16 protein-coding genes are annotated in these 15841 nt (G+C 63.7%); 9 read left to right on the top strand and 7 right to left on the bottom strand.

What is annotated here, in order from left to right; translation table 11 throughout:
- The first annotated feature begins 35 nt into the window (after nucleotides 1-35).
- Both glpX and RX328_RS26780 read left to right on the top strand, forming a co-directional pair.
- Nucleotides 36-1037, top strand: coding sequence for a class II fructose-bisphosphatase (glpX, locus tag RX328_RS26785; RefSeq protein WP_213247332.1), 1002 nt, complete (start codon nucleotides 36-38; stop codon nucleotides 1035-1037).
- A 129-nt stretch (nucleotides 1038-1166) separates the two neighbouring features.
- Nucleotides 1167-1886, top strand: coding sequence for a haloacid dehalogenase type II (locus RX328_RS26780; RefSeq protein ID WP_213247330.1), 720 nt, complete (start codon nucleotides 1167-1169; stop codon nucleotides 1884-1886).
- Between the two features lie 130 nt (nucleotides 1887-2016).
- On the opposite strand, the gene RX328_RS26775 is transcribed toward RX328_RS26780, so the two are convergent.
- Nucleotides 2017-3111, bottom strand: a complete 1095-nt coding sequence (locus RX328_RS26775; RefSeq protein ID WP_213247328.1) for a methyl-accepting chemotaxis protein — start codon at nucleotides 3109-3111, stop codon at nucleotides 2017-2019.
- A gap of 300 nt (nucleotides 3112-3411) precedes the next feature.
- Between RX328_RS26775 and recJ the strand changes: the two genes are divergently transcribed.
- Both recJ and RX328_RS26765 read left to right on the top strand, forming a co-directional pair.
- Complete coding sequence (gene recJ / locus RX328_RS26770) at nucleotides 3412-5253, top strand: single-stranded-DNA-specific exonuclease RecJ (protein WP_213247326.1); 1842 nt, start codon at nucleotides 3412-3414, stop codon at nucleotides 5251-5253.
- 41 nt (nucleotides 5254-5294) lie between these two features.
- Nucleotides 5295-6104 carry an SDR family NAD(P)-dependent oxidoreductase gene (locus tag RX328_RS26765; RefSeq protein WP_213247324.1) on the top strand — a complete coding sequence of 270 codons (810 nt, stop codon included), beginning with the start codon at nucleotides 5295-5297 and terminating at the stop codon, nucleotides 6102-6104.
- A 53-nt stretch (nucleotides 6105-6157) separates the two neighbouring features.
- Here the strand turns inward: RX328_RS26765 and RX328_RS26760 are convergent, their stop codons facing one another.
- Nucleotides 6158-7048: a LysR substrate-binding domain-containing protein gene (locus RX328_RS26760; RefSeq protein WP_213247322.1), complete on the bottom strand. Its 891-nt coding sequence runs from the start codon at nucleotides 7046-7048 to the stop codon at nucleotides 6158-6160.
- Between the two features lie 109 nt (nucleotides 7049-7157).
- Between RX328_RS26760 and RX328_RS26755 the strand changes: the two genes are divergently transcribed.
- The gene (locus RX328_RS26755; RefSeq protein WP_213247320.1) at nucleotides 7158-7847 is read left to right on the top strand and encodes an FMN-dependent NADH-azoreductase; all 690 of its coding nucleotides are present in this window, start codon (nucleotides 7158-7160) and stop codon (nucleotides 7845-7847) included.
- A gap of 182 nt (nucleotides 7848-8029) precedes the next feature.
- Here RX328_RS26755 and RX328_RS26750 read toward each other — a convergent pair whose 3' ends face one another.
- The gene (locus RX328_RS26750; protein WP_213247318.1) at nucleotides 8030-9256 is read right to left on the bottom strand and encodes a lytic murein transglycosylase; all 1227 of its coding nucleotides are present in this window, start codon (nucleotides 9254-9256) and stop codon (nucleotides 8030-8032) included.
- 66 nt (nucleotides 9257-9322) lie between these two features.
- Complete coding sequence (locus tag RX328_RS26745; RefSeq protein WP_213247759.1) at nucleotides 9323-9772, bottom strand: MarR family winged helix-turn-helix transcriptional regulator; 450 nt, start codon at nucleotides 9770-9772, stop codon at nucleotides 9323-9325.
- Between the two features lie 200 nt (nucleotides 9773-9972).
- Between RX328_RS26745 and RX328_RS26740 the strand changes: the two genes are divergently transcribed.
- Nucleotides 9973-10440: a carboxymuconolactone decarboxylase family protein gene (locus RX328_RS26740; protein ID WP_213247316.1), complete on the top strand. Its 468-nt coding sequence runs from the start codon at nucleotides 9973-9975 to the stop codon at nucleotides 10438-10440.
- A 12-nt stretch (nucleotides 10441-10452) separates the two neighbouring features.
- On the opposite strand, the gene RX328_RS26735 is transcribed toward RX328_RS26740, so the two are convergent.
- The 3 genes from RX328_RS26735 to efp form a co-directional block, all read right to left on the bottom strand.
- Nucleotides 10453-10875 (bottom strand): DUF805 domain-containing protein, encoded by a 423-nt coding sequence (locus RX328_RS26735; protein WP_213247314.1) that lies wholly within the window; start codon nucleotides 10873-10875, stop codon nucleotides 10453-10455.
- Nucleotides 10876-10996: 121 nt separating this feature from the next.
- Nucleotides 10997-12604: a peptidoglycan DD-metalloendopeptidase family protein gene (locus RX328_RS26730; RefSeq protein ID WP_213247312.1), complete on the bottom strand. Its 1608-nt coding sequence runs from the start codon at nucleotides 12602-12604 to the stop codon at nucleotides 10997-10999.
- A 52-nt stretch (nucleotides 12605-12656) separates the two neighbouring features.
- Nucleotides 12657-13223: an elongation factor P gene (efp, locus tag RX328_RS26725; RefSeq protein ID WP_171710882.1), complete on the bottom strand. Its 567-nt coding sequence runs from the start codon at nucleotides 13221-13223 to the stop codon at nucleotides 12657-12659.
- A gap of 294 nt (nucleotides 13224-13517) precedes the next feature.
- On the opposite strand from efp, the gene RX328_RS26720 reads away from it, so the two are divergent.
- Genes RX328_RS26720 through RX328_RS26710 form a run of 3 tightly spaced genes read left to right on the top strand, consistent with a single transcriptional unit; the run spans nucleotide 13518 to nucleotide 15836 of the window.
- Nucleotides 13518-13703: a hypothetical protein gene (locus tag RX328_RS26720; RefSeq protein ID WP_213247310.1), complete on the top strand. Its 186-nt coding sequence runs from the start codon at nucleotides 13518-13520 to the stop codon at nucleotides 13701-13703.
- On the top strand, nucleotides 13669-14748 hold the full coding sequence (gene epmA, locus RX328_RS26715; RefSeq protein ID WP_409410727.1) for an EF-P lysine aminoacylase EpmA: 1080 nt from the start codon (nucleotides 13669-13671) through the stop codon (nucleotides 14746-14748). Before RX328_RS26720 ends, epmA begins: the two co-directional genes overlap by 35 nt.
- Nucleotides 14745-15836 carry a lysine-2,3-aminomutase-like protein gene (locus tag RX328_RS26710; protein WP_213247308.1) on the top strand — a complete coding sequence of 364 codons (1092 nt, stop codon included), beginning with the start codon at nucleotides 14745-14747 and terminating at the stop codon, nucleotides 15834-15836. Before epmA ends, RX328_RS26710 begins: the two co-directional genes overlap by 4 nt.
- Nucleotides 15837-15841 lie beyond the last annotated feature (5 nt).

Raw genomic sequence — 15841 nt, 5'->3', positions numbered from 1 at the left:
GGGGGCCCGGTGTGAAGATTTAAGGAGTGCTCGCTATGTCGACCCATATTTCCGTTCCGCCGCAATTGCTGCTTGAGCGCATCCTGACGCTTGAAATCGTGCGGGTGACGGAACGTGCAGCCGTTTCGGCCGCGCGGCTGCGCGGCCACGGCCAGGAGAAGGCGGCGGATCAGGCTGCCGTGGACGCGATGCGCCGCGAGCTCAACAAGCTGCCGATCGAAGGCACCATCGTGATTGGCGAGGGCGAGCGCGACGAGGCGCCGATGCTGTTCATCGGCGAAAAGGTCGGGCTGAACGCAGGTCCTCAGGTCGATATCGCCGTCGACCCGCTGGAAGGCACCACGCTATGCGCCAAGAACATGCCGGGCGCGATCGCGACCATGGCGATGGCCGATGGCGGCACGCTGTTGCACGCGCCCGACGTCTACATGGAGAAGCTTGCGATCGGACCGGGCTACGACAAGGGGGTAGTCGAACTTGACGCGTCGCCGGCCGACAACGTCCGCCGCCTCGCCAAAGCCAAGGGGGTCGAGCCCGGTGCGATCACGGTGCTGGTGCTGGATCGCCCGCGCCACGCCGACATCATCGCCAGCATCCGCTCGACCGGCGCTGCGGTGCGGCTGATCACCGACGGCGACGTTGCGGGCGTGATCCATTGCGCCGACCCCGACAACACCGGCGTCGACATGTATATCGGCACCGGCGGCGCGCCCGAGGGTGTGCTGGCGGCGGCGGCGCTGCGCTGCATCGGCGGCCAGATGCAGTGCCGGCTGATCCTCGACAGCGAGGAAAAGCGCGAGCGCGCCCACAAGATGGGCGTGACCGATCCGAAGATGATCTACGGCATCGAGGACATGGTGCGCGGCGACTGCCTATTCGCGGCCACCGGCGTCACGACAGGTTCGCTGCTCACGGGCGTCAAGTTCCGCAAGGATGCTGTGATCGAGACCGAAACGGTGGTGATGCGCTCGGTGACCGGCACGGTGCGTTACATCAAGGCCGAGCACCGGCAGCTGGATAAGTTTCACCTGGATTGAGACTCATCGTCATTCCGGGGCGCGAAGCGAACTATGGTGCGCAATTGCGCACCTGAGAATCTCGAGATTCCGGGTTCGATGCTGCGCATCGCCCCGGAATGACGACAAGAAGAAACAGGGGAGGCGCTCGTGTCCGACGTATCAGCCGTAAAAGCGCTGGTGTTCGACGTGTTCGGCACCGTCGTCGACTGGCGCACCAGCCTCATCAATGGTTTCACGGAGTGGTCGAAGACCTCAGGCATTAACGCCGACTGGACCGCGCTCGTCGACGGCTGGCGCGGCGTTTACATGGCCTCGATGGATGAGGTGCGCAAGCATCCCGAACGCGGCTATCAGATCCTCGACACGTTGCACCGGCGCTCGTTGGAAAAGCTGGTCGCGCAATTCGCGATCAAGGGACTGAGCGACGCCGATCTGCACTACCTGACGATGGGCTGGCACCGCCTGCATCCGTGGCCCGATAGCGTGCCAGGGCTGACGCGGCTGAAGACAAAATACATCATCTCGCCGCTCTCCAACGGCAACGTCGCGCTATTGACCAACATGGCAAAATTCGCCGGCCTGCCGTGGGATCTCATCATGTCGGCGGAGTTGTTCGAGCACTACAAGCCCGATCCGGAAACCTATCTCGGCGCCGCCAAATTGCTCTGCCTGCCGCCGGAGCAGGTGATGATGGTCGCCGCGCATAATGGCGACCTGAAAGCCGCGCAGCAGAACGGCCTCAAGACCGCCTTTGTCGCGCGACCAACCGAATACGGCCCGCACCAGAAATACGATTTCGAGGCCACCGGCAATTGGGACATCGTCGCCAAGGATTTTGGCGGCATCGCCGACCGGCTGGGGTGCTAGTTCTTACTCCTGTACCGGATGTAGGATGGGTGGAGGGCAGCGATACCCATCACCTTCACGTATTGCAGCTGATGGGTATCGCTTTCGCTCGACCCATCCTACGCACTGGCCTGCTGATCTCCGCCGCGTACTATCCCGCGCCGGCCTGGATCACGCCGAACCAGCCGAGGCCCCTGTAGGTCTCATAGCCGGGCGTGGCGTGGAACGCGACCAGCGCGCCGGAGCGGTCCTGATGGAAGCCGGAGCGCCGCCCTTCCAATGGAAGCGAGATGCGTTCGGTGAGCAGGCCTAGGCCGTCGGACGCCGCGATCACCCGGAAATTCGAATCGACCAGCAGCACGCGCGCCTTGTCGGCTGCGCCGACGCGCACGCCCTGGACGATGGCGCGGGCCTGCGGCTCCCAGTCGAAATGAATCGCCAGCACGCCGGTTGGTTTGCCGTTCGCCTTGCCGCCTTCGCGAACGCTGGCGCAGTAGGTCACGACCTGTGCATTGCCGAGCAAGGGTTGGCATTCGACGTCGCCGGCGGCGTAATCGTCGCCGGAGCGCAGGGCTCGCGCCACGCGAAACCACTTGGTCTGCGCCACGTTCTGGCCCACGACGCCGAAGCGATCGGCGCGGCCGTTGGCCAGCACATTGCCGTCGAGATCGCAGAGCCAGAGATCGAGATAGACGGTATAGGCGCCGAGGATCACGGACATCCGCTCCGACACATGGCTGACGGCGGCAGCGCTTGGCTCGGCCGCGCAACCGACCACGGCGGAATCGGTTGCCCACCAGCGCACGTCGCAGGTGCGCTCATAGAGGTTGCGGTCGATCAGCTCGATGGCGTTGAGCGACAGATCCACCATGCGCTCGCCGCGCGAGCGGTCGGCCATCTGCGCGATCGAATTCATCAGATTGCCGGTCCGGTTGGTGAGCTGGGTTTCGAGCTCGCGGGCAATGGTCTCGACCTGCTGGCCGACGTTACGGACTTCCTGCGCCACCACGGCAAAGCCCGCACCTTGCGCGCCGGCGCGCGAACTCTCGATCAACGCGTTCAGCGCCAGCATCTTCATCTGGTTGGTGATCTTCTGGATCGACTTGGTCTTCTCGCAGGCGACCTGGTTGACCTCGGCGGTCAATCTCGCGATCAGCGCGGAAACGTCGGAGTCGTCCTCGGCGCCCGCTGATTTGGCCGGCTGTTTTGCGGTCGTTGCGGTTTGGGAGCGAAGCGCGACGGACATTGGCGGGAATTCCTCAGTCTTTGTGCGGATGTCGATCTTCTGCGGATCGGCGGGACTCAAATGTGAGCGTATTCGACTCCTTTGTCGGGGATCATGGCTAACGATTGGTTTAAGTTCCGCCGCCTTACGGTAGTTTTGCAGAGACAGGTTGCATCTTCTTTGTGCAGGTCGGTTTTGGCGGCAGAGGCCGGGGCGAGGTACCCGGAGCGGCGCGAGCTGATTCGTTCGCTGTGGCGGCTCGCCATTGCCCCCGTTTGCGTTTGCCGACAGCCCGCTTTGCCCCTATCTCTCGAAGGCATCATGACCCTTCCCGCATCCGCACTTCCCGTTGAACTGCCGCCGGCGTTTCTCGGCGTATTGCGTTCGGCGACTGGCAAATTGTGGCGCGACCGGCTCGACGCCAGGGGAGCGGCGCGGGCGCTGGCGATCACCCAGCGCTACCAGTTGCCGGAAATGCTGGCGCGCGTACTGGCGGGCCGCGATGTCGGGATCGAGGAGGTTCAGGATTTTCTCGATCCGACCATCCGCAAACTGATGCCCGATCCACACACCGTGACGCAGATGGAAGTGGCGGCCAAACGTATTGCCGATGCCGCGCTGCGCGGGGAAAAGGTTGCGATCTTCGGCGACTACGACGTGGACGGGGCCACGTCCGCGGCGCTGCTCGCCTGGCATTTGCGCCATTGCGGGCTCGATCCGCTGATTCATATCCCGGATCGGATCTTTGAAGGCTATGGCCCCAATGTCGAGGCGGTGCGGGCGCTGGCCGCCAAGGGCGCAACGCTGCTGGTGACCGTCGATTGCGGCACCACCAGCATCGAGCCGCTGGCGGAAGCGCGAAAGCACGGCCTATCCGTCGTCGTCATCGACCATCACCAGACCGGCGATGAATTGCCGGAGGTCGACGCGCTGGTGAATCCGAATCGCCCGGACGACCTCTCGGGGCTTGGTCATCTGGCAGCGGTCGGCCTGGTGCTGATCACGCTGGTCGCCGTGAACCGCGAATTGCGCGGCCGCGGCTTTTGGACTCCTGAGCGGCCGGAGCCGGATCTGCTCGGCATGCTGCACCATGTGGCGCTCGGCACCGTGGCCGACGTCGCGCCGCTGACCGGGCTCAACCGCGCCTTTGTTGCCAAGGGCCTGATCGCGATGCGGCGCCGCGACCATGTCGGGCATACCGCGCTGATGGACGTGGCGCGGCTAAACGGCCCGCCGGAAGCCTGGCATCTCGGTTTTATGCTGGGGCCGCGCATCAATGCGGGCGGCCGGATCGGGCGCGCCGATCTCGGCGTGCGGCTCTTGCTGGAGGGCGACGTCTCGGAGGCCGCGCGGATCGCGGCCGAGCTCGACCGGCTGAACAGCGAGCGCCGCGTCATCGAGCAGGCGGCAGAGGCGCAGGCCGAAGCCGAGGCGCTGGCCTCGCTCGGGCTTGAAGATAAGGGCGCGGTGATCGTGACCGCTGCCGAAGGCTGGCATCCCGGCATCGTCGGCCTCGTCGCCTCGCGGCTGAAGGAGAAGTTTGCGCGTCCGGCTTTTGCCATTGCGCTCGAGCCCGGCGGCATCGGCACCGGATCGGGCCGCTCGATCTCGGGCGTCGATCTCGGCAAGGCCGTGCGGCAGGCGGTGAAGGAGCGGCTTTTGATGAAGGGCGGCGGCCATGCCATGGCTGCCGGCGTGACGCTGCGCAAAGAGAAGCTTGCGGAGTTTCGTGCCTTTATGGAAAGCGCGCTGGCCGAGGACGTCGCCAATTCCCGTCACGAGAACGAGCTGTTCATTGATGGCGCCGTTAGCGCGCGCAGCGTGACCGTGGAATTCGCCAATACGCTGAACCGCGCCGGGCCGTTCGGCGCGGCCAATCCGGAGCCGGTGATCGCGCTGCCGGCGCATCAGCTCGTCTATGCCGACGAAGTGGGGCAGACGCATTTGCGCGTGCGCTTCAAATCGGGCGATGGCGCCATCGTCAACGGCATCGCGTTCCGCGCGGTCGGACAGAAACTCGGTCACGCGCTGACGCAGAACCGCGGCCAGCTCTTGCACGTGGCTGCTACGCTCGCGGTCGATCGCTTCCAGGGTTCGGAGCGCGTGCAGTTGCGCGTGCTCGACGTCGCCGTGCCGGATCCGGGGCCGGCCGTGATCAGGTAGAACAAGAAACGTCTCAATCAACAAACAGAACGGGAGAAGAAATGACGGGGCAGGTTAGGGGCAAGGTCGCGCTGGTGACGGGCGGCGCATCCGGTATTGGCGAAGCGGTTTGCGAATTGCTGGCGCGCGAGGGCGCCTCTGTCGCGGTGACTGATGTCGATAATTTGAGAGGCCCCGAGGTCGTTGCGCGGATCAAGAAGGCGGGTGGGGAGGCGAGCTTTTGGCATCATGACGTCACCAGCGAGGAACGCTGGATCGAGGTCGTGGCCGATGTCATGAAACGCTATGACCGGCTCGACGTGCTGGTCTCGAACGCCGGCATCGGCATTTCGGTGCCGTCGATCACCGAGATGTCGCTTGAGGATTGGCGGCGGCAGACCGCGATCAATCTCGACGGTGTGTTTCTGTCGGTGAAGCATTGCCTGCCTGTGATGCGCAAGACCGGCGGCGGCTCCATCATCATGATGTCGTCGCTGGCGGGCTTGCGTGGCGCGGCCGGGCTTTCTGGTTATTGCGCGACCAAGGGCGGCGTGCGGCTGTTCGCCAAGGCGATCGCAATGGAGTGCGCGACGTTCGGGGACGGCATCCGCGTCAACTCAGTGCATCCCGGCATCATCGACACACCGATCTGGGGCAAGATTCCGGTGGGAGCTACCGGCAGCGGGCAGAACGCGCCGATCGATCCGGAGGAGCGGGCGAAAATGGCAACCCCGCTCGGCCGTGCCGGGCAGGCCGAAGAGATCGCGCAGGGCGTGCTGTATCTGGCCTCCGATGCATCGCGCTATGTGACGGGAACCGAGCTCGTGATCGACGGCGGCATGAATGCGGGCGGGGTGGTGCGGCGGGCGTGAGCGCCAACGGGGCGAAACCCGCTTCTTTGCAGCGTCCGCGCTAGAGCGCGCCGCTATTTGGACGCCGCGGTAAATTGTGCCCGCAGCCAGGCCTGCACCGCCTCGATCGGCTCCGTCAGCGGCCGGCTGCGGTCGCGCACCAGATGCAATGAGAAACCCTCAAGTTCCGGTCCGAACGGGACCACCAGCGTGCCCTGCGCCAGTTCGTCGGAGACGAGCAGCAGGCTATGCAGCGCGATCCCGGCGCCGGCGACGGTCGCCTGGATCGCATGGGTCTCATCGCTGAAGCGCAGACCCGCCCGCGCATCGATGCCGTCAATGCCGGCAATTTTCAGCCAGCGACGCCAGGTTGGATTGCGGGGATCGCGACGATACCAGTCGAAATGCAGCAGGGTTGCTGACCGGAGGTCGCTCGTTTTCTTGACACCGAGGCGCGGGCTTGCGACCGGCGCGAAGCGATCGACGGTCAGCGGCTCGGCGACCAGATCGGGATAAGGTCCGGGGCCGTAGCGCAGGGCGAGATCGGCGGCGCCCGAACCGAGGCCAACGACTTCCAGCGAGGCGAGCAACGTGAGATCGATGTCCGGCCGTGCCTTGCGAAAGGCAGCGATGCGCGGCACCAGCCACTTGGCCGTGAAAGCAGGCGTCGCGGAAAGCGTAACCGCGGCGCGCCGCTGCCTGCGGCTCAAGCCGTCGATGACGCGCGCAAAGGAATCGAAGCCGTCGCGCAGAACCGGCAGCAAGACTTGCCCCTCCGCCGTCAGCACCACCTGGCGAGTGCGCCGTTCGAACAGGCTTACGCTGATCGCTTCCTCCAGATGCCGCACCTGATGACTGATCGCCGTTGGCGTGACGTGCAGTTCGTGGGCTGCGCGCTTGAAGCTCAGATGTCGCGCGGCGGCCTCGAACGCGCGCAAACCGGTCAACGGCGGCAGTCGTCTCATGGCTAAAGCCTATGGATGAATGAATTTCAACCATAAGCTGAGTAGTTTGCGTTTGTCAACGCGGATTCTTCGCACCAATGTATCGAAAATGGATGAAGGAAGTTGAGCCATGAAGCTGTTACGAATTGATTCGAGCGCGCGTTGCCAAGCCTCGGACCGGAGCCCGCGGGGATCGCACACACGCAGGCTCACCGCGCGGTTCACCCGGCGGTGGCTGCAACACCGGCCGAATGATTTTCTGGTCAGTCGAGATGTCGGCCAATCACCGCCGCCGCCGGTGACCGAAAAATGGATCAGCGCCGCCTTTACGAAGCCCGACCAACGTGAGCCTTGGATGAATGAGGCGCTCGCGGAAAGCGACGCGCTGGTCGATGAACTGATCGCAGCCGATCTGATCGTGGCTGGCGTGCCGATGTACAATTTCGGCATGCCCGCGCAGTTCAAGGCCTATATCGACAACGTCGTGCGGGTCGGCCGCACGTTCGGTTTTGATCGTTCACGGCCAGACGATCCCTATACGCCGCTGCTGGCAGGCATGGACAAGCGCCTCATCCTGCTCGGTTCGCGAGGCGACTACGGGTACGATCCCGGCGGACGCATCGCTCATATCAATCATGTGGAAGGTGCCATCCGCGAGGTGTTCGCGTTTCTGGGCGTCACCGCATTCCACAGCGTTGCAATCGAGTATGACGAGTTCGGCGGCGACCGGTTGCAGGCGTCGATTGCGGCGGCCGAACGCACCGTCGATGATCTGGTCGACCGGCTGCTGCAGGAAGCGGAGCCGCGGCAAGCGGCTTGAATGCTTGCGGAATGGCGCGGAAGTAATCCGTCATTGCGAGGAGCTCGCGACAAAATTGCAAAGCAATTTTGTGCTGAAGCGACGAAGCAATGCATTGCTCCGCTTGCGGCGGCATGGATTGCTTCCGCCTTCGCTCGTTGAGCTACGGCGGACAAGTCGCTTCGCTCGCAATGACGGTGGAGCTACCCGCCCTGCCTCAACCGCGCGAGCACCTTCAGTCCGCCGTAACCGTCCGCCGGCAAAAGCCCCATCTTGGTCTGATAATCCTTCACCGCCTTCATGGTGTCGTTGCCGACGCGGCCGTCGGTGCCGCCGGTGTCGAAGCCGACTTTGGTCAGACGCGTCTGCAGCTCCTGCACTTCGGCGAGCGTCAGTGCGCGCTCCGAGCCGGGGAAGGGCTGGATGAAGGGCGGCGCGCCCAGAATGCGGTCGCCGAGATGGCAAATCGCGAGCGCGTAGTTCATCGACGGATTGTAGCTTTTGACCGAATAGAAATTCGGGCCCAACAAAAACGTCGGGCCGCCTGAGACCGGCACCCACATCTGCGCCGACGCATTCGGCTGCGGAAACGGCTTGCCGTCGGCGCGCGTGACGCCGGCGCTGGCCCATGCTGCATAGGTCCGGCTGCCGCTCGAAGCACCGCCGGATGCGCGGACTTCATAGCCCCAGTGTTCGCCGCGGTGATACTTGCCGCGGTTGAGCAGGTAGCGCGCGCTGGAGCCGAGCGCATCGTCGGGCTTGCCGAACGGCGAGACGCGGCCGTCCTTGTCGTAGTCCATGCCAACATTGAGCCAGACTTCCGGCATCCATTGCGTGTGGCCCATCGCGCCGGCCCAGGATCCCCGCATTTCTTCCGGCGTGCTCCAGCCGCGGTCGACGATCTTGAGCGCGTTGATCAGCTCGGTTTCCCAATAGGCGCGGCGACGCGGCTCGTTCCAGGCCAGCGCCGCGAGCGCAGGAAAGATCGGGCGCATATGGTTCTGCTGCACCAAGGGATCGCCATAGGCGGACTCGACGCCCCATAGTGCCAGCAGCGTGCCGCGCTCGACGCCAAAGTCCTGCTCGATCCGCGCGAACAGCGCCTCGTGTTTCCGGAGCGCCTCGCGGCCGTTGATGATGCGCCAGTCGGAGACGCGGCGGTTGATGTATTGCCAGATCTGCTCGTGGAATTCCGGCTGCTTCTGCATCTGCCGGAACACGCTCATGTCGGGCTCGATCCGACCCATCACCCGCGTCCAGGTCGCGTCCGAAATGCCTTTTGCCAGAGCACGCGCGCGAAAATTGTCGCGCCACTGGTCGAAGCCGGGCGGGGCGGCCAAAACGGGAAGCGTCGTCGCAAGCAGAGCGCCGGTACCGAGGCCCAGCACCGTGCGGCGGGTTGGGACTTTCTGGGAATCAGGCTGTTTCATGCCCGCAGTCTAGCGGCATGGCTGGCCTGCGCCAAAAGCCATGACGCCGCGGGAACCGGCGCTTCTTCACAAATCCGCGGCGATTCTGGCCAGCCAGCGGCGGATCAGGCGTTGGCCGTTGGGAGAAAGCCCCGCCGCCAAGCGCAGCTCGATTGCTTGCGCGTGCCGCCGGCATTTGTTGAGCAGGGCCGCGCCCCGCCGCGTCAGCGTCCATTGCAGTACCCGGCCGTGGCTTGGGTGCGGGGTCTTCCTGATCGCTCCGTCGCGCTCGAGATTGCGGATGATGACGCCGACCGTCTGCGGCGTCAGCATCGCCACCCGCGCAAGCTCCGCGCCGGACAGGCCGGGGTAGGCCCTGAGCATCGTCAGCACCACGAATTGCGGCGCGGTGACGCCGAGCTCGGCCAGCGACCGCTCCATCGCTAGCCGCGTCGCGCTCTGGGCCTGGCGCAGCAGATAGGCGAGGTAACCTTGCTCGCCGCGCTTGCCCTCGCCGGGCGGCGGCGGCCGGATCATCGCGAATGCGGGATCTTCGGCGGATCTTTTGCGGTTACGGGCTGCGGATTTCCGCTCGGCCGGCTCTTCGCGATTTCTCGTTTTTCGCGCGTGGGCGTTTTGCGGCCCATGCGATCGTGCACTCGCCGAAGTTACGATCTTGCGCAACATATCAGTGCTCTTATAATAAATCAGAGCACTGATAACATGAGGCACAAGAGATGTCACACGCCCGCAAAGAGTACCGAGACTTCATGTCATTGACGCCGGACGCTTACGAGGCCGTACTGGCGCTCAGCCAGGTCGCGGGGAAGGCGGGCATGGACAAGCAATTGCTCGAGCTGATCAAGCTGCGCGCCTCGCAGATCAACGGCTGTGCCTTCTGCGTGCAGTACCACATCCTGGAGGGCGAAAAGCTCGGCGTGCCCATCGACAAGCTCAATCTCGTGGTGGTCTGGCGCGAGGCGCCGCAGTTTTCAGCGCGCGAGCGTGCCGCGCTGGCGTGGACGGAGGCGCTGACGTTGCTCGCAGATGGCGTCAATGACGAAGTCTATGCGCAGGCGAGCGCGGAATTCTCTGAGAAGGAGCTCGCCTATCTCACCTCCGCTGTCGCCTCGATCAATGTCTGGAACAGATTCGGCGCCGCGTTTCGCTGGACGCCGCCGGCGCGGAAGAATCACGCCGCCTGAGCGGCACGGGTGCTACAAGCCGGTTTGGGCGAGTGGGTCACGACCGAACCGGTTATTTCCAGACCTTCCCGGCACGACGCTTAGGACGATCACCACCAGCAAGGTGATGATCCATCCGCTGACGCTTGTTACGCGGGAAACAATGGGAATCGCGATCGCCGCGAGCATCCACCATCCTGAAACATTCAGATCGTGTAGCCGCTTCACGGTGACGGCAATGAGCGGCCAAAGGAGGACAAGCAGCACCAGCAGGATCGACCAGTCATGGCTGACATCGTGGCGATCGTAATAGCGCACGCGCGGAACGGTGAGGTTGCGCCATATCCGGATCAACAACGCATTAACAATCACGATGCCGAAATAACCAAGCCGAAACTCCTGGCGGCTGATGCGGCCTTCCAGCGACAGGAAATACCAGGCGAATGTGGTGAACATGCTATGGGCACGGATTGCGGTTTGTATTTCAATACCACGTTACGCCGCCAGCGGTTAATGCCGACGGAATCCACTGCAGAGATTTGAACGGTTCCGCGTTCGAAAGCGAACCGGTTTTCGATTAGTTCTCGCGGCGTTCCCGCGCGGCATGACGCAGCACATTCTCCGGCAACGCATGTGCGACGGCAGCCGCCGCCGGCGGCTCGGTCCCGATTTCGTGGCCGCGGCCGCGGATCAGCCGTTCGTAGGAGGCGATCAGGGTGGTGTAGGGGTTGACCCAGATCCAGCCGTCACGCGTGAACACCTGCACGTCGAAGTGGAGGTGGTATGACGTGCCGTTCGGGAAATCGAGATAGTTGGAGACCACGCCGATCTTCTCGCCCTCGGCGACCCGGCGCCCGTTGAGGATGCCGTCCGCATCCATGGCTGAAGGGTTCATGTGCATGTAGCGAAAGCGGATGTGCTCTTTGCTTGTGTTGATCTGCAGTGTTGCCGCCTGTTGCTTTAAGGAACGGATGATGACGCCGTCGCGGACGGCGATGACCGCCTGTTTCCTCGGATGGCAGGAGTTGTCGGCGCCAGGGTTCGGCGGGCAGGGCGCAGGACGGATGTCCTGGCCCTGGTGACCGAAGCCGGCCGCACATTGGCCGACCTGGAAACTGCGGGCTTCGCAAAAATTGTCCCGCCACGGATAGACGCCTTGATAGGTGCCTTGATAGGTACCTTGGCGTTCGCCGGATTTGCGCTTGGCGAACTGCTGCGAGCTGACCCGGGCCGGAGCTTTCTCCAGCGGAAAGCGGATCTGCGAATAAGCAATAAGGTCGGCGCGGCCGCCGCGCCTGCGTGCGCCGCTGTTGGCGATGATGTCACCGCTCGGACGATAGCTGAAGTCGGGCGAAAGGGTGGCCGGCCGTTCAGCAACCTCGGAGGAAACGTCGAAGCGCGGTCGCGCCGGCTGGCCTCCGGCGATGCGCAGCGCCTTCAGGAAGCGCTGGGCAATCGGGTAAGCCTCGCGGCAGGCCAGCCGCCGCGCTCGCGGCGCTGAATCGAGGCATTGGATCGATACCACGTAGGGCACGCCGAAACGGGTGAAGGCGTAGCGCACATAACCTTCGCGAATGAAACGGCGCATGTCGGGGTATTGCGACGCCAGCGCCTTGACCGGCTCGCCCTTGCCGCCGAGCGGATCGGCAAGATCGTAGACCAGGATCGAGCCCGTGATCTGCACCTCCACCGGCCGGGCGAAGGTTCGCGACGGAAGGCCCTCACCGGCGCCGGGATCCAGCGAAAACACCGCGTCATAGCCGGAGGGGCCGGCGTAAAACAGGTCGACGGGGCGGAAGCCGGCCTGATGGCGTGACACCGCCGGGGCCTGCGTGCCACTGGCCTCGGCCTCGAGATAAGCCGCGGTATCAAACGGCAACAGCACCGGCACCGGACTGCGGCCGATTCCCGCGAACATCGCCGAATTGATCGCGTTCAACTGCACCAGCGCAGGCGTCGCGCGCGGATCCCATGCCGGCACCCGCCGCTGGCCTGCGAAGGTGAAGCGCGACGCGATCGCCGGCCGGGAACTGATCTCGCTGCTAAGCTGATCCAATACGGCGCGCCATTCGACGCGAACGGCCGACATCGACGGCGTTCTGAACTCATTGGCGGAAACGTCGGCAATCCCGGCGGGGAGCAAACAAAAGGCTGCCAGCCAACCCGAGAGCAAGCGGACAGCCATTGTACCCAATGCATCGCCCCCCGGCGTATGCCCCGTAGCCTATGGCGCGGTCTTAATCCTTTGCGCGCTCGACGTAGGAGCCGTCCTCGGTCATGACCACGATCCGTGTTCCCGTTCCAATGTGCGGCGGCACCGAGGTGCGTACGCCGTTGGAGAGGATAGCAGGCTTGTAGGAGGAAGACGCGGTCTGCCCCTTGGTGACCGGCTCGGTCTCCACAACTTCGAGGGTTGCGCGCTGCGGCAACTGGATGGCGACCGGGTTCAGGTCGTGCATCGACAGCTTCACCGTCATGTTTTCCTGCAAGTAGGGCGCAGCCGAGCCTACGATCTCCTTCGAAACCTGGACTTGGTCATAGGTCTCGGCATTCATGAAGTGGAAGCCGTCGGCATCTTCGTAGAGGTAGTTGAAATTGCGGTCCTCGACGGTGGCCTTCTCGACCTGGTCAGTGGTCTTGTAGCGTTCCGACACCTTCACGCCGTCGCCAATGCGGCGCATTTCGATCTGGCTGACCGGGGTTCCCTTGCCGGGATGGATGTTTTCGGCTGACAGGACGACATAGAGCTTTCCGTCTTGCTCGATGACGTTGCCCTTGCGAATAGAACTGGCGATGACTTTCAAAGCTGCTTTCCCGAATTTCTGGCCTTCGGCCGAATCGGACATGGGCGTCCGCAGGGCCAATCAGGCGGTTTCGGGCTGCAACATACTGATTTTGCCCGTCGATGCCAGCGTTTTACGGCCGTTTCAGCGAGCTGCTTGAAGCCGTAACTAGCCGGATTTTGCCCCGTTGCATGATGAGGCTGGCAAGCAATTGAACGATGGGACCGACCGTTGCTGATGGGCTTGGAGGTAATGTCTTAGGCGGTTCGCGAAGACCCGCGGCTTCAGCGGCATGCGTCGACATCGATCGGGCGAATGGACAAGGAGAGCGTCTTTCGACATGAAATGGCCGAGCTGGAATTGGATCTTGCCGCTTCCTCCGGCTCGCCGTATCCGACTCAAAGAAAGTCAACAATATCAATGGTATTTACCGATTCCCTGAACACCTTGATTGGCTCCGCGGAGGATGCCGGTGGATTCGGAACCGCCTGCGATGGTTGATACCGGCCAGCTCTCGCCTTGGTGGTCGGCCGCGCGGCATGCCGATCGCAAGCCGTTCCTGACGGCGCGAGCCGCGATCACGACGGCAGTGCGAGGCTGGTTCGACGAGCAGGGTTTTACTGAGGTGGAAACCGGCATCCTGCAGGTCTCGCCGGGCAACGAGACGCATTTGCATGCCCCGCGCACCGAAATCATGGGCCATGATGGCACGCGCGCGACGCGCTATCTGCGAACGTCGCCGGAATTCGCCGCCAAGAAACTGCTCGCCGCCGGTGAAGCCAAGATCTTCGAATTGGCGCGCGTGTTCCGCGATCGCGAGCGCGGCGATCTGCATCTGCCCGAATTCACGATGCTGGAATGGTATCGTGCCGGCGCAAGGTATGATGCTGTTATGGCCGACACCATCGACGTGATCGTACATGCAGCGCAGGCGACCGGGATCGGGCAGTTCTCGTTCCGGGGCAGAACGGCCGATCCCTTCGCCGAGCCGGAACTGCTGACGGTGGCATCCGCATTCGAGCGCTTTGCTGGAGTCGATCTGTTGGCCACCATCAACAATGGCGAGGGCGATCGCGCGACGCTTGCGGCGGCAGCAAAACCGCGGGTGCGGATCACCGATGACGACACCTGGTCGGATATTTTCAGCAAAGTGCTGGTCGAACATGTCGAACCGAATCTGGGGCAGGGGCGTTTGACTGTCTTGTTCGAATATCCGGCGCCGGAGGCCGCGCTGGCTCGGACAAAGGCGTCCGATCCGCGCGTCGCCGAACGTTTTGAGGTCTATGCCTGCGGCGTCGAACTCGCCAACGGATTTGGCGAATTGACCGATGCCGCCGAACAGCGCCGCCGTTTCGCCGCTGATATGGACGAGAAGGAGCGGCGCTACGGCGAGCGCTATCCGCTGGATGAGGATTTTCTCGCAGCGGTTGCCGCGATGCCGCCGTCGAGCGGCGTCGCGCTCGGTTTCGATCGGCTGGTGATGCTGGCAAGCGGCGCGCTGCGGGTGGACCAGGTGGTGTGGACGCCACCGGCAGGAGAGACATGAACAGGATCGATCCGAAACTTTTGGCAACGCTGCGGCAGCCCGCCGATCTCATCGAGCGGGGGTTGGCGAAGACGGCCGATCTCGCCGACCTCGAGCGGGTCGCCGCGCGCTACGCCATCGCGGTGACGCCTGATATCGCCAACCTGATCGACACGGAAAATCCGGACGATCCGATCGCGCGGCAATTCATTCCGAGCGCGCTCGAACTGATGAACGGGCCGGGCGAGAATGCCGATCCGATCGGCGACGACGCGCATTCGCCGGTCACCGGCATCGTCCATCGCTATCCCGATCGGGTGCTGCTCAAGCTGGTGCATGTCTGCGCGGTGTATTGCCGCTTCTGCTTCCGCCGCGAGATGGTCGGCCCGGGCAAGGCAACGGCGCTGTCGGAAGCCGCCTATCGCGACGCGTTGAATTATATCCGTGAGCACAAGGAAATCTGGGAAGTCATCCTGACCGGCGGTGATCCGCTGATGTTGTCGCCGCGACGGTTGGCTGAGATCATGACGGACCTCGCCGCCATCGATCACGTCAGGATCATTCGCATCCACACCCGCGTGCCGGTGGCTGCGCCTGCGCGCATCGATGGCGACATGATCAAGGCATTGAAAGTCGAGGGCGCAACGACCTGGATCGCCGTTCACGCCAATCATCCGCGCGAATTCTCGGGCGAGGCCCGCGCCGCCTGCGCGCTGCTGGCTGACGCCGGTGTTCCGCTGGTGAGCCAGACGGTGCTGCTTCGCGGCGTAAATGATGATGCAGCGACGCTGGAAGCACTGATGCGGGCCTTCGTTGAAAACCGGATCAAGCCCTATTACCTGCATCATGGCGATCTGGCGCCGGGGACCGGGCATCTGCGCACCATCATTGCGGAGGGACGGGAACTGATGCGCAACTTGCGCGGCCGCGTCTCGGGCCTGTGCCAGCCGGATTACGTGCTCGACATTCCCGGCGGCCATGGAAAGGCGCCGATTGGACCGAATTATTTGTCGCATGCAAGTTCCGGGGAATGTGAATTATCCTCGGAAGCGCAGTATCGTATCGTCGACTATTGCGGAGACGTTCACTTCTATCCGCCAAAGCCGTGATCGGC

This window comes from Bradyrhizobium sp. sBnM-33 (assembly GCF_032917945.1).
GTDB lineage: Bacteria > Pseudomonadota > Alphaproteobacteria > Rhizobiales > Xanthobacteraceae > Bradyrhizobium.
Note: the sequence above shows the minus strand (reverse complement) of the source record. Positions and strands in the feature narration are given on the sequence as shown.

Excerpts from the sequence above, each read along its gene's own strand:
- RX328_RS26730 (WP_213247312.1), bottom strand. The coding sequence starts at position 12,604 with ATGGCTGTCCGCTTGCTCTCGGGTTGGCTGGCAGCCTTTTGTTTGCTC.
- RX328_RS26720 (WP_213247310.1), top strand. The coding sequence starts at position 13,518 with ATGGACAAGGAGAGCGTCTTTCGACATGAAATGGCCGAGCTGGAATTG.
- RX328_RS26735 (WP_213247314.1), bottom strand. The coding sequence starts at position 10,875 with ATGTTCACCACATTCGCCTGGTATTTCCTGTCGCTGGAAGGCCGCATC.
- recJ (WP_213247326.1), top strand. The coding sequence starts at position 3,412 with ATGACCCTTCCCGCATCCGCACTTCCCGTTGAACTGCCGCCGGCGTTT.
- RX328_RS26765 (WP_213247324.1), top strand. The coding sequence starts at position 5,295 with ATGACGGGGCAGGTTAGGGGCAAGGTCGCGCTGGTGACGGGCGGCGCA.
- RX328_RS26750 (WP_213247318.1), bottom strand. The coding sequence starts at position 9,256 with ATGAAACAGCCTGATTCCCAGAAAGTCCCAACCCGCCGCACGGTGCTG.
- RX328_RS26760 (WP_213247322.1), bottom strand. The coding sequence starts at position 7,048 with ATGAGACGACTGCCGCCGTTGACCGGTTTGCGCGCGTTCGAGGCCGCC.
- RX328_RS26745 (WP_213247759.1), bottom strand. The coding sequence starts at position 9,772 with ATGATCCGGCCGCCGCCGCCCGGCGAGGGCAAGCGCGGCGAGCAAGGT.
- RX328_RS26775 (WP_213247328.1), bottom strand. The coding sequence starts at position 3,111 with ATGTCCGTCGCGCTTCGCTCCCAAACCGCAACGACCGCAAAACAGCCG.
- RX328_RS26710 (WP_213247308.1), top strand. The coding sequence starts at position 14,745 with ATGAACAGGATCGATCCGAAACTTTTGGCAACGCTGCGGCAGCCCGCC.
- RX328_RS26740 (WP_213247316.1), top strand. The coding sequence starts at position 9,973 with ATGTCACACGCCCGCAAAGAGTACCGAGACTTCATGTCATTGACGCCG.
- RX328_RS26755 (WP_213247320.1), top strand. The coding sequence starts at position 7,158 with ATGAAGCTGTTACGAATTGATTCGAGCGCGCGTTGCCAAGCCTCGGAC.
- glpX (WP_213247332.1), top strand. The coding sequence starts at position 36 with ATGTCGACCCATATTTCCGTTCCGCCGCAATTGCTGCTTGAGCGCATC.
- epmA (WP_409410727.1), top strand. The coding sequence starts at position 13,669 with ATGCCGGTGGATTCGGAACCGCCTGCGATGGTTGATACCGGCCAGCTC.